This window comes from Floccifex sp., assembly GCF_051873555.1.
Classification (GTDB): domain Bacteria; phylum Bacillota_I; class Bacilli_A; order Erysipelotrichales; family Erysipelotrichaceae; genus Floccifex.
In genome coordinates, this window is the sequence record NZ_JBJEEY010000053.1 from 1 (window position 1) to 13,340 (window position 13,340).

The following is a 13,340-nucleotide window of genomic DNA, read 5'->3' on the forward strand; positions in this document are numbered from 1 at the left end:
ATTATGTGCTTTTGAATATATTTATTTTGCACGTTCTGATTCCATGATTGATGGATACAGTGTTCATTTAGCTCGACAAAAATGTGGTGAATTCTTAGCTAAAAATGATACGGTCGAAGCGGATTTAGTCATTGGTGTACCAGATTCTGGTTTAGATGCTGCTTTAGGATATGCCTATGCCAGTCATCTTCCTTATGCCAATGGTTTTGTGAAAAATAAATACATTGGACGTACTTTTATTTCTCCAACCAATACACAACGTGACAAAGAACTAAATATTAAATTAAATCCAATTCAATCCGTTATTGAAGGAAAACGAATTATTTTAGTGGATGATTCCATTGTACGTGGCTCTACTTGTCGAAAAATCATTCGTGCACTTCGAAAAGCAGGTGCCAAAGAAATTCATATGCGTATTTCTTCTCCTCCTTTTATTGGGGCTTGTTACTATGGAACCGATATCGATGATCCAGAAAAACTTATTGCGAATCAGCATACAATCCAGGAAATCGCAGATATCATTGAAGTTGATTCATTGGCTTATTTAACAGTGGATCAATTGAAGCATATTGTTCCAAATGGACAAGAACTATGTACAGCTTGTTTTGATTTAAAATATCCAACACGAATTGCGAATCATCAAAGTAAATCAAAATTCGAAAATAAGATAAAATTTTAGTCGGTTTGTTTGAACCGACTATATATTTTATATAACGTTTTGTGTACTGGATAAATAAAGTTTCCAATGAGTTCAATCACATTGGGTTTAAATCCTCTTTTGAAATCAAAGACCCCATATCCTTGTTCATCTGGTTGAAAATAGCCACTGATGCCATAGAAATTATAAAAATCATAGTCTTCCTGCATTGTTTGTTGAATCATTTTCCATTGTAGAGCATAAGACGCTTTAAATGATTTATAGCTTTCATTAGAGCCACTTGCCAGATATATTACCTCTTTTCCATAAAAAACAAACATACCCGCTGCTAAAGGGAGTTCCTTTCCCTTTTCTTGTTCAATCATTAGAGCTTGTGTCAATCTTTTTTCAAGAGCTTGTAGATGGGATTGGGCAATATTTAAGCGTTGTATTGAATTTTTTGAAAACGGTTTTAATTCTAAGTTTGATATTGCCTGATTCATAATGTTTGTTTCTTTTTCCTTTTCTTTTTCTAATTTTTGAATATAAGCTTCCATGTCTAAATAGGCATAATATGCTTTGGCATGGTCTTTAAAAAAAGTATATTGTTCTTCATAATAAGATAAAGGAAACGAACTGAAGTCTTGTTTCAAAGCAGATTTATCGACCATTTCTTTTAGAATATGTAATTCATTGAATTGGAGTTCACGAATTTGAATGCCTGTTTTTTCTGTATTTTTTATATTTTGTCTTGTTTTTGCACTAAAAGATTGAAACAATTCTTCTTTTGTATGATTTCGTATATCTAATACCGACATCCATCGACATTGTTTATAAGGATTATAGCCTTTTTTCATTTTTAGATGAAAAAATCCTTTGGATTCATAAAAAGAAATCATTGAATCGATTGTTTTTAAACATTCTCCATTTTCATCTCGTATTTTATATATTTCATATGGATCCATTTCCATATAAATGACTTTCTTTTTTCGACAAAATGAAATACATTCTTGTATCAATGCATCTAAAGATTGTAAATCTTTATAATTAAATCCTCTAGGTATATACGCATAGCCAAAGACTTTCATTAATGGTTTGATACAGCACATACAAATGGCTTTTTTGTTTTCTAATACCAAATAATAAACATCCCATCCATCGTATTTCATTTTTTCGCCTTCAAATGAACTTTGAAGAAAATTTCTTTGATCGTATGTCTCCATTATTTTTTCATATTCTGTTTTATCTAAAAAAATCATAATCAAATTCCCTCTAGTTATAATTATGAAACCAATAAAAACAGATTCAATAAAGCATACATAAGAAGAAAAAAAATGACATAACATGTTTCCTCTTATGTTGTTTTTTGTCCTCTTATGTAGATTCAAGACTCAATATGTATTGTCTAAAACAACACATCCTATATTTTATGATAAAATAAATTTCCGGGGTGAGATTATGAATTTTTTGATTTGCGAAGACAATCCATTGGATGTTTTTCGTTTAAAAACTTTATTGGAATCTGTTTTACAAGAAATGAAATTTGATTATTGTATTGATGTTTGTTCAAATCGAAAGGATTTGTTTTCAAATATATTGAAATATGATTTTTTATTTCTTGATATTGAATTAGGAAATGATAATGGAATTGAACTGGGGATTCAAATCAAAGAAAAATATCCAGAATTACATATTATTTTAACATCTGCTTTTAAAAAATATCTGGAAGATGGATATAAAACAAAGGCAGACCGTTTTTTTGTGAAACCGATTCAGGAGTCTTTATTTAAAATTGAAATGAAAGATTTACTTCTTTCTTATTATAAAGAAGATCCAACATTTTATGATCCAAAAGTATCCAATGTACGTATTCCCTTTCGTAATATTGTATATATTGAATACATTGACCGGTATACGTATCTTCATTTAAACAATGGAAAGATTTTGAAAACACGTTATAAAATGTATGAATGGATAGACATGGTTGTGAATTTATCGTTTTCACAGTCTTATAAATCGATTTTGATTAATCTAAAATATGTAAAAGAAATTCTAAATCATGATGTTATTTTAGAAACGGGAATGAAATTACCTGTTTCCAAACATTATCGAAAAGAATTTGAAAGTAAGTGGAAAGAATGTATTGCTTTATAAAAACAAGGCCCAATTGAGCCTTGTTTTACTTAATTCGATTTTCTAAATATGTCGCAATATAGTTATCATACGTACAAGTATGACGATATACTTTTGCGGCTAATTTCTCTCTGGTTTCCAGTGTGGTTTCTCCATTTGTTTTGATTTCTTCTAATACTTTTCCATAATCATTTGGATCACAGATAACTGGAATTGATGCATAGTTTTTAGCTGCACTTCGTAACATACTTGGTCCACCGATATCGATATTTTCAATAACTTCTTCGTGTGTTACTCCTGGTTTTTCCACTGTTTGTTTAAATGGATATAAGTTTACACATACTAAATCAATATAATCGATACCTAATTCTTTGATTTGACGGACATGATCGGGATTGCTTCTTACACATAATAAAGCACCATGTACTTTTGGATGCAGCGTTTTTACACGTCCATCCATAATTTCAGGAAAACCAGTGATTTCACTGATTCCAATAATAGATAATCCAGCTTGTTCCAATGCTTTTTTTGTTCCACCTGTGGAAATAATTTCATATCCTTGTTCGACTAATCCCGAAACAAATTCCACTAATCCAGTTTTATCGGAAACACTGACCAATGCTCTTTTCATAGTATTTTCACTCTTCCTTTCTCAATTTTTACTTTATCATCACAAATCCATTCCACCACTTTTGGCAAAATACGATGTTCTACTTCTAATACGCGTTTTTGAATGTCTTCTGGTGTATCTAAATCTGCAATAGAAACGGCTTCTTGCCAGATAATAGGCCCTCCATCGACTTCTTCTGACACAAAATGAACCGTTGCTCCACTGACTTTTACGCCCCTGGCTAATACAGCTTCATGTACATGTAATCCATACATACCGGGTCCACAAAAAGATGGAATCAAAGATGGGTGAATATTGATGATTTTATTTTGATAGGTATCAATTAATTCTTTGCCTAAAATAGCTAAATAACCTGCTAATACAATAAAATCAATGTTTTCTTCTTTTAATGTCTTTAATAATTCATTTTGATCTTTGATAACCAGATTCTTAATACCCGCATCTTGTGCTCTTTGAAGTCCATATGCATTTTTTCGATTAGATATAACTAGAGCGATATCTCCATTGATTTGATTTCGATGATCAATAATGGATTGAAGATCTGTTCCTGATCCAGAGATAAGAACAGCCAATCTTAACATAATTCGACTCCTTTTTCGCCGTCTTCAATATGACCAACCACAAAACAAGAATCGCCTGCTTCCTGGATTGCTTTCATAGCCGTTTCTACGTCTTTTTCGTCTAAGGCAATGACCATTCCCAATCCCATATTAAATGTGTTATACATCATTTTTTCTTCAATGTTTCCATTTTTTTGAATTAAATCAAAAATAGGTGGAACTGGATAACTGTCTTTTTGAATGATGGCTTTGGCTGTGTCTGGTAACATTCTAGGAACATTTTCATAGAATCCACCACCTGTGATATGTGAACATCCTTTGATTTTTATACCTGCATTTTTAACGTTTTTTAAGGCTTTAACATAAATACGAGTTGGCTCAATTAAGGCTTCTCCCAATGTTTTTCCCAATTCTTCATAATATGTATCTAATGATTCTTTGCTCATATCAAACACAGAACGAACCAAACTAAATCCATTGGAGTGTACACCACTCGAAGCAATTCCCACTAATACATCGCCACTTTTAATAGTAGAACCATCGATGATATCTTTTTTATCGACAACACCTACCGCAAATCCAGCTAAGTCATATTCATCCACTGGCATTAGTCCAGGGTGTTCGGCTGTTTCTCCACCAACTAAGGCACATTCACTTTGAATACATCCTTGGGCAACGCCTGAAACAATAGTTGCGATTTTTTCTGGGTAGTTTTTTCCGCATGCGATATAGTCAAGGAAGAACAATGGTTCTCCTCCACTACATGCAATATCGTTAACACACATGGCCACGGCATCAATTCCAATCGTATCGTGTTTGTCCATGACAAAGGCTAATTTCACTTTTGTTCCACATCCATCTGTACCCGATAATAAAACTGGTTCTTCCATATTTTTGATTCCACTTAAATCAAAAGCACCGGCAAAACCACCTAATCCGCCTAATACTTCTGGACGCATTGTTTGTTTTACGTGTTTTTTCATTAATTCAACGGATTTATATCCCGCTTCAATGTCTACACCCGCTTTTTTATAATCCATAGTGACTCCTATCTATTTATGTGTAAAATATCTTACACCATTTTCAAAAATATTCTGATCTTTGTTTCCGGCAATATTCTGGAATAATCCACTTTCATATCGTTCAGAATGTCCCATCTTACCAAAAATCTTACCATCTTCACTGAAAATTCCTTCAATGGCTAAGCTCGATCCATTGATATTATCTAAACCATCCATTGTTGGAATACCTAATTCATTAACATATTGTGTCGCAATTTGACCATTTTCCTGTAATTTCTTCAATACATCTTCACTGGCAACGAATTTTCCTTCTCCATGACTCATCGCAATAGAGTGAATACTTCCTGTATCGATTCCCTGCATCCAAGGCGATTTATTGGAAGTGACTCTTGTACGTGCCATATGCGATACGTGTCGATTAATATTATTTCTAAATAAAGTTGGATTGTTTTCATCTAATTTTTCAATATCTCCATAAGGAAGAAGACCCGATTTAATCAGTGCCTGGAATCCGTTACAAATTCCTAAAATCAATCCATCGTTGTTTCGCATCACTTGAATCGCTGCCCAGATTTTTTCGTTTCGTAATACATTGGCAATGAATTTACCAGAACCATCTGGTTCATCTCCAGAACTAAATCCACCAACAATCATTAAAATCTGTGCTTTTTCAATTTCTTTTGCGAGTGTATCAATACTTTTCTTGATATTTTCAACTGTTAAGTTATTGAAAACCACCTGATGAACTTCAGCCCCTGCACGTTCAAATTTTTCAGTTGTATCATATTCACAGTTTTGTCCAGGGAAGACAGGAATCACAACCAGTGGTTTATCGATTTGTACTTTGGATTGTGGAAGTTCTACATTTGTCATTGGTGTATAAACCACTTCTTTATGGGCATCTACTGTCATTGGATAAATATCATTGTATCGTTTTGTCCAAGTTTCAATTGCCTGATCAATGGATACTTTTTCATCATTGATCACAATTTCTTTTGTATCATTGATAATTCCTAACATTGTGAAATGCGAATCATGAATCACTTCAGTTGTTTCAACAACCAAAGAACCAATATTTGTTCCATACATGTCTTCATCACTCATAATCGCAACACCGAATTTATTTCCAAATGCCATCTTGGCAACTGCATATCCAATGCCACCGAATTTTACACTGCTGGCTGCGACAATCTTTCCTTGTGACATATAGTCATGTACAACTTCAAAATTTTCTTTTAATTGTTCATAGTTTGGACAATTGTTTTCCAATCGATTGTGTTTAACTAAATAAACATAGTTTCCAGGTTTCTTAAAGGAAGCCGAAACAATGTTTTGACTTTTGTCATGGGTAACCGCAAAGGTAATAACTGTAGGTGGTACATGAATGTCTTTATAAGTTCCAGACATACTATCTTTTCCACCGATACTTGGTGTTTCAAAAGCCAGTTGGGCATCAATCAATCCCAATAAAGCCTCAAATGGACGTCCCCATTTCACTGGATCGTTTCCAACGCGTTCAAAATATTCCTGATTGGATAAGCGACATGTTTTATAATCGGCTCCCAATGCCGTAATACGTGTTAAAGCTTCCACAACGGAATAAGCGGCTCCCAAATAAGGTGAATACTTCGAAATTTTTGGATCGTATCCATATGTCATTAATGAACAAGTGTTTGTGAATCCATGAACTGGTAATTTTTGTACCGATCCTTCTTCTGGTGTTAATTGATAGAAACCACCAAAAGGCATTAAAACTGTACTCTTTCCAATCGAAGCATCAAACATTTCGGCTAAACCAATTTGACAAGCTACATTGTCTTCTTGTAGAACTTCTAATAAAGTGGTTTGTTTCGTTTCAAATGGTTTTTCATTATATTCACTTGGTGTTACATCAACTACCTGGTGTTGACGAACACCATTTGTGTTTAAGAAATCTCTAGACATATCGACGATGGTTTTTCCTTTGAATTTCATCACCAATCGATTTGTATCTGTTACATCCGCTACTTTAATGACGTCTAAGTTTTCCGTAAACGCAATGGCTTTGAATTCATCAAAGTCTTTGGCTTCAATCACACAGGCCATTCGTTCTTGTGATTCTGAAATAGCTAATTCAGTTCCATCCAATCCTAAATACTTCACTGGAACAGCATCTAAATTAATATCCAGACCATCGGCTAATTCTCCAACCGCAACAGATACCCCACCAGCTCCAAAGTCATTGGCTTTTTTCACCAGACGTGTACAAGCCGGATTTCTAAATAAACGTTGTAGTTTTCTTTCTACCAATGCATTTCCTTTTTGGACTTCCGAAGAACATTTTTCCAAAGATGTTTCGTTGTGTTCTTTGGAAGAACCAGTGGCTCCACCAATTCCATCACGACCCGTAGCGCCTCCAAACATAACAATGATATCGCCTGGCAATGGTTTTTCTCGTTTTACATGACTTTTTGGGGCAGCACCAACAACAGCTCCCACTTCCATACGTTTTGCGACATAGCCTTCATCAAAGATTTCTTCTACAAAAGTAGTAGCCAATCCAATCTGGTTTCCATAAGAAGAATATCCATGCGCCGCTTTCTTTGAAATTTTTGATTGAGGAAGTTTATGTTCCATTGTTTGTGAAATTGGTTTTGTGATATCTCCAGCTCCTGTAATTCGCATGGCCTGGTATACGTAGGCACGACCAGATAGAGGATCTCGAATAGCGCCTCCAATACATGTACTAGCTCCACCAAATGGTTCAATTTCGGTTGGATGGTTATGGGTTTCGTTTTTAAACATCAACAACCAGTCTTCATCTACTCCATTGACATCGACTTTAATTTCAATGGAACAAGCATTGATTTCGTCACTAATTTCAATGTTGTTGACTTTTCCAGATTTACGCAAGAATTTACCGGCAATAGTTGCCATATCCATAAGTGTTTGTTCCTTACGGTTTCCATGAACTTTTTGACGTAATTCTAAATATCGTTCATACGATGCCTGGATTTGTTCTTGTAGTGTATCCAATTTAAAATTTACAGAATCCAATACTGTTTCAAATGTTGTATGACGACAATGATCGGACCAATACGTATCTAATACACGCATTTCTGTCATTGTACAATCTCTTTTTTCTTCGTTTTTAAAATAATTTTGTACGTGTTCAATGTCTTCTTGTGACATAGCCAATCCCAAAGAAATACGAAGATCACTTAATTCTTCTTTTGATTTTTGTGTAAAGCCTTCAATAACAGGTACATCTTCAAAATCAACGTCCTGATCATCTTCTAATATACTTAAATCTTTGACACGTGCTTCCACTGGATTGACAAGATAATGTGTAACTTTATCTAATTGTTCATCTGAAATTTGTCCATCAAATACCAATAAAGTCCCGGAATGAATGCGAACTGTTTTTTTGTTGTTTAAAAGCATTAAACATTGCATGGCACTATCGGCTCTTTGATCGTATTGTCCTGGTAAATATTCATAAGCTAAATATGCTTTATTGGATAGGTCCACTTCATCAAAAACTGTATCTGTAACAACTTCCGAACAAACGTTTTCTTTTAATAATTGGATGTCGTTTTCATCGGCATTGAAAATATCATAGATGTTGTATTGAGTTAAAGATAAACTAGAATCTAAATCCAAAGATGTTTTTAATTCATTGCATAAAGAATCACTTTCCACACGAAATTGATCTTTTTTACTCACAAAAATACGTGTATCCATTTTGTTCTCCTATTCTACATACGAATCCTGTAATACTTTTTCTGCTTGTGCTTTTTTAAACGCAATAATTTTGTCTTGTACACTTTTGTCTTTTAAACCAATCATTTGACAAGCTAAAATAGCTGCATTTTTAGGTCCGGCTTTTCCAATTGCGACTGTGGCAACAGGTACGCCTGAAGGCATTTGTACAGTAGACAATAAAGAATCCATTCCACCTAAAGCCGATGTTTGAACAGGAATTCCAATCACAGGTAAAGGTGTTGAACTGGCAATAACACCGGCTAAATGAGCGGCTCCTCCAGCAGCGGCAATAATAACTTCAATTCCTCTTTCTTTTGCCCCTGAACTTAAGGCAATGACAGCATCGGGTGTACGATGTGCGCTTAAAATACGTACTTCGTATCCAATTCCAAATTCATCTAATTGATCCATACATCCTTGTAATCCTGGTAAATCTGAACGAGATCCCATTACGATTAAAACACGTGTTTCCATTTCTTTCTTCCTTTCGTTTCATTAAAAAAAGCGTATCTCGTTAGACACGCTAAAAAGAGCATTCTTAAAAAATAAATTTTCGGTAAATCTACTTACTGTTTTCATAAGCAAGACCTCCTCCATTATTTCATGACTATTGTATCGAAAAAGTACTTATTTCACAACTTTTTTATGATATAAGTCATATAATTCATTTTTCTTTATATGCATTTCTTTGGCAACACATTGAATTGCCTGTTTTGTTTTTAAGCCCGATTCTATATAAGCATCAACTTTTTGAAAAGCCACATTAAAGTCTATACTTTCTTCTTTTGTATAACCTTCAATCACTAAGACCATTTCACCTTTTAAAGACGAACAAATAGACAATACTTCCTGAATACATCCTCGAATATATTCTTCATGAAGTTTTGTTAATTCACGCGCTAGACATATATTTCGATTGCCAAATACTTCTAATATGTCTTCTAAACAATTTTCAATGCGATGTGGTGCTTCATAAAAAATCAAAGTATATGGAAATTCTTTCAATTCTTCGAGTTCTTTCTTTCGTTTCGAACTTTTACTATCTAAAAATCCAAAAAACAAATAATGTTGTGTACTTAAGCCACTGGCAACTAATGCATTCATCGCTGCATTAGCCCCTGACATCGATATAACAGGAATATCCTGAGCAATAACTTCTTTGACTAAATTTTGTCCGGGATCCGAAAGTAAAGGATATCCTGCATCCGAAACTATGGCTACGTTTTTTCCTTCTTGAAGAAAAGAAATAATTTTTGGTATGCTTTCTTTTTGATTGTGTTCATGATGCGACAGAAGTGGTTTTTTAATGTTGTAGGCCATCAATAATTTATTGGTATTTCGTGTATCTTCACACGCAATGATATCCACCATTTCTAATGTTTCTAAACACCTTTTTGTCATTTCCGATAAATTGCCAATGGGTGTAGGAACAAGATACAAACAAGCTTGTTGTGTTTCAAAACTTTTCTGGCGTTTCATATTAGAAATCCTTATCTGGCCACAATTCCTTAAACGTTACAAACTTTACATCTTCTTTATTTTCGAGTTTTGCGGTTTTCTGTAATACATTCATACTTGTGATACGATATTTATTGCCTTCAAATGTCACAAAGGAATTGATTTTTGGAAGATCTTTTCTTAGTTCTGTATATAAATCATTTTCATATCGTAAACAACACATTAATTTTCCACATTGTCCACTTAATTTCTGGATATTTAAAGCCAATAACTGATTTTTTGCCATATTAATGGAAATCGAATCAAAATCACATAAGAAACGAGAACAACACGTTTCCATTCCACAATTTCCAAGTCCCCCTACCATTTTGGCTTTATTTCGAGGCCCTACTTGTCGTAATTCAATTCGACAATGAAGCTGAGATGCTAAATCCTTTAATAATTGACGGAAATCCACACGGTCATCGGATACATATGTGAAAATAACTTTTGTACAATCTAATGTATATTCACTATTGATCAAGTGCATATCCAATTGTAGATTTTCTACACATTTTTGACAAATTTCCATTGCTTTTTTTGCTTTTTCTTCATTTTCTTTTTTCTGAATTAAATCATATTTTGTCGCTAAACGAACAACAGGTTTGCATTCTCCTTTGACTTTTGTTTCGTCAAAATCAATATAAGGCGCACATACTTTTCCCAATTCTTTTCCACGTACTGTTTCTACAACAACGTAGTCTCCAATTTTATAGGGTGTACTGGCTCCAAATGTATAGGCTTTTTTTGATTCTTCAAATTGTACATAAATAATATATTTATATTCCTGACTCATTCACTCACAACCTTCCTGATTCGATAATACATTTGATCCATCAACAACGCGACATCCACCGGTGCTCTTAAAGCATCCATGGCTTCAATAAGAATGCGTTGTATCTGGGTATATTTTGATAATTCGAGTTTTTCTTTTTTGATGAGATATAACATCCATTGAATCCATAAACGAATCCATTGTTTATCCATTTTCTTTGACTTTGGCACAAAACAATCCATCTGCATGTGACAAATTTCTTCAAAAGAATCCCATTTTGAAATATATTCAATGGCATAGTCTTTCATTAAGTAAAATTCTTCTTTTTCAATAAAATCCAGTACTTGTTTTTCAGAATAGCCATTCAATGCCAACATTTTAGCACAATCTTGGTCGACATGTTGCCTAAAACATTGTTCAATTTCATTTTTTGATACGGGACGAAATACAATATTTTGACATCGAGATTGAATTGTTGGAAGTAAATTTGATTTTTCATCCGCAATTAATATCGCATAAATTTCTTTTCCAGGTTCTTCTAAGAATTTTAATAAACTATTAGCTGCATCTTTTGTAGCTAAATCAAAGCCATCTAAGATATAAATACGACGATTGGATATTTCTTGTGAAGTTGAAGAAAAAAATTCCTGGAGTTGAACAATATCATTTTTCTTGATTCGATTTTCTTTTCCATGAATGAAATGAAAATCATACGATTCTTCTTTTTCCATTCGCTTACAAACATCACAACTTTGACACGCAAATCCATCTTCATCTACATGTTGACAAACTAAGCTTTGGGCAAATAATAACGCAACATCTTGTTTGATATTTCCTTTTTCGCCCGTAAATAAATAGGCATGTGCTAAGCGATTGTATTTTAATGCATTGGATAGAATTCTATATACAATGGGTTGTTCTTTTTTGAATTGTTCTTTATTCATATTGTGAAATCACCTTCATGACTTCTTTTAAAGTATCTTGAAATACATTTTCTTTATCTTTTTCTGCATCAATCACAACAATTCGATCTTTGTATTTTTGAATTAAAGTATCATAGCCTTCACGTACTTTTAAATGAAATGAAATAGTTTCTAAATCCAAACGATTTTTATCGCCTCTTATATTCATTCTTTTTTGACCAGTTTCCAAACTGACTGATAAAAAGAATGTTTTTTGTGGCATATAAGAATCAATCGCAAATTGATTGATACTCCATACTTCATCTAAGCCAATGCCACGGGCATAGCCTTGATACGCTAAAGAAGAATCCACAAAGCGATCACATAATACAATTTTATTTTCTTTTAAAGCGGGAATAACTTTTTCCACTAAGTGTTGTCTTCGACTAGCTGCATATAAAAGAGCTTCTGTTTTAGAATCCATTTGTGTATTTTCTGTATTCAATAAAATAGAACGAATATCTTCCGCAATTTTACTGCCACCTGGTTCTCTTGTATAAATGACCGGATAGCCTTTTTTTTCTAATTCTTCTTTTATTTTTAAACAAACAGTTGTTTTTCCACTGCCGTCATTTCCTTCAAATGTCAAAAAAATTCCTTGTTTCATTTTTATCACCAACAAGATTATAACAGAAATTTGAGCAAATCTTTCCTGGAATAAAAACTTTTTGTGCTACAATACACTAAGGTGATAAATATGAATAAAGAAATGATTGAATCTTTAAAGAAATTAGAAAATATACAAGTTGTTGCGGTCAGTAAAATGCATACAAAAGAAGAAGTAGATGCCGTGGCAAAGGAAGGATTGACTACTTTTGGAGAAAATAAAGTACAGGAGTTTTTAGAAAAATATGATTCCAATTATAAATGGCATATCATTGGTCATCTTCAAACCAATAAAGTGAAATATATAGTGGGAAAAGCCGATGTTATTGAAAGCCTGGATTCTTTAAAACTAGCAAAGGAAATTGAAAAACAAGCAAAGAAACATGATGTCATTCAAGAGTGTTATGTACAAATTAAAATTAGTAAAGATGAAAATAAAACGGGTTTACCTATTGAAGAGGCCATTCTTTTCTTAAAAGATTGTGAAGAACTTAGTCATATTAAAATTACAGGATTGATGTGTGTAGCTTCAAATACAGATGATGAAAATCTGATTATTAATGAATTTGATCAGATGCATGAATTATTTGATTTAACACAGAAAATGTATCCTGAAATGAAATATCTTTCCATGGGGATGAGTGATGACTATGAATTAGCCATTGCTCATGGTTCCAATACCATTCGTATTGGAAGTTCTATTTTTGGAAAACGCAATTATCATAAAGTAGGCGATAGACTTTAAAATCTACCGCCCCTTATCAAACCGTACG

The 13,340-nt window shown here is 33.3% G+C and carries 12 protein-coding genes and 1 pseudogene; 3 read left to right on the plus strand and 10 right to left on the minus strand.

Annotated features, from left to right (window positions below):
- The coding region (locus tag ACI32A_RS03040) for an amidophosphoribosyltransferase (RefSeq protein WP_439753551.1) at window positions 1-679 on the plus strand (679 nt) is incomplete at its 5' end.
- On the opposite strand, the gene ACI32A_RS03045 is transcribed toward ACI32A_RS03040, so the two are convergent.
- Window positions 676-1,896, minus strand: a complete 1,221-nt coding sequence (locus tag ACI32A_RS03045) for a peptidoglycan bridge formation glycyltransferase FemA/FemB family protein (RefSeq protein WP_439753552.1) — start codon at window positions 1,894-1,896, stop codon at window positions 676-678. The two genes, ACI32A_RS03040 and ACI32A_RS03045, sit on opposite strands and share 4 nt — an antisense overlap.
- Before the next feature lie 199 nt (window positions 1,897-2,095).
- On the opposite strand from ACI32A_RS03045, the gene ACI32A_RS03050 reads away from it, so the two are divergent.
- Window positions 2,096-2,791: a LytR/AlgR family response regulator transcription factor gene (locus ACI32A_RS03050; RefSeq protein ID WP_439753553.1), complete on the plus strand. Its 696-nt coding sequence runs from the start codon at window positions 2,096-2,098 to the stop codon at window positions 2,789-2,791.
- Between the two features lie 34 nt (window positions 2,792-2,825).
- Here the strand turns inward: ACI32A_RS03050 and purH are convergent.
- The 9 genes and pseudogenes from purH to tmk all read right to left on the minus strand — a co-directional run.
- A pseudogene (gene purH / locus ACI32A_RS03055) lies at window positions 2,826-3,401 on the minus strand (bifunctional phosphoribosylaminoimidazolecarboxamide formyltransferase/IMP cyclohydrolase); the annotation flags it as partial.
- Complete coding sequence (purN, locus tag ACI32A_RS03060) at window positions 3,398-3,982, minus strand: phosphoribosylglycinamide formyltransferase (RefSeq protein WP_439753554.1); 585 nt, start codon at window positions 3,980-3,982, stop codon at window positions 3,398-3,400. The pseudogene purH and the gene purN, both read right to left, overlap by 4 nt.
- On the minus strand, window positions 3,976-5,001 hold the full coding sequence (gene purM, locus ACI32A_RS03065; protein ID WP_439753555.1) for a phosphoribosylformylglycinamidine cyclo-ligase: 1,026 nt from the start codon (window positions 4,999-5,001) through the stop codon (window positions 3,976-3,978). Before purM ends, purN begins: the two co-directional genes overlap by 7 nt.
- Before the next feature lie 12 nt (window positions 5,002-5,013).
- Entirely contained in the window at window positions 5,014-8,706 is a 3,693-nt protein-coding gene (locus ACI32A_RS03070) for a phosphoribosylformylglycinamidine synthase (RefSeq protein WP_439753556.1), read from the minus strand.
- Window positions 8,707-8,715: 9 nt separating this feature from the next.
- Window positions 8,716-9,201, minus strand: coding sequence for a 5-(carboxyamino)imidazole ribonucleotide mutase (gene purE, locus ACI32A_RS03075; RefSeq protein WP_439753557.1), 486 nt, complete (start codon window positions 9,199-9,201; stop codon window positions 8,716-8,718).
- Window positions 9,202-9,354: 153 nt separating this feature from the next.
- Window positions 9,355-10,206: a 16S rRNA (cytidine(1402)-2'-O)-methyltransferase gene (gene rsmI / locus ACI32A_RS03080; protein WP_439753558.1), complete on the minus strand. Its 852-nt coding sequence runs from the start codon at window positions 10,204-10,206 to the stop codon at window positions 9,355-9,357.
- A gap of 1 nt (window position 10,207) precedes the next feature.
- A complete protein-coding gene (gene ricT, locus ACI32A_RS03085) occupies window positions 10,208-11,020 on the minus strand; it encodes a regulatory iron-sulfur-containing complex subunit RicT (RefSeq protein ID WP_439753559.1) in 813 nt (270 codons plus the stop codon).
- The gene (locus tag ACI32A_RS03090) at window positions 11,017-11,943 is read right to left on the minus strand and encodes a hypothetical protein (protein WP_439753560.1); all 927 of its coding nucleotides are present in this window, start codon (window positions 11,941-11,943) and stop codon (window positions 11,017-11,019) included. Before ACI32A_RS03090 ends, ricT begins: the two co-directional genes overlap by 4 nt.
- Window positions 11,936-12,568: a dTMP kinase gene (tmk, locus tag ACI32A_RS03095; RefSeq protein WP_439753561.1), complete on the minus strand. Its 633-nt coding sequence runs from the start codon at window positions 12,566-12,568 to the stop codon at window positions 11,936-11,938. The genes ACI32A_RS03090 and tmk overlap by 8 nt, the downstream gene beginning before the upstream one ends.
- A gap of 90 nt (window positions 12,569-12,658) precedes the next feature.
- On the opposite strand from tmk, the gene ACI32A_RS03100 reads away from it, so the two are divergent.
- Window positions 12,659-13,312, plus strand: coding sequence for a YggS family pyridoxal phosphate-dependent enzyme (locus ACI32A_RS03100; RefSeq protein WP_439753562.1), 654 nt, complete (start codon window positions 12,659-12,661; stop codon window positions 13,310-13,312).
- The last annotated feature ends 28 nt before the right edge of the window (window positions 13,313-13,340 follow it).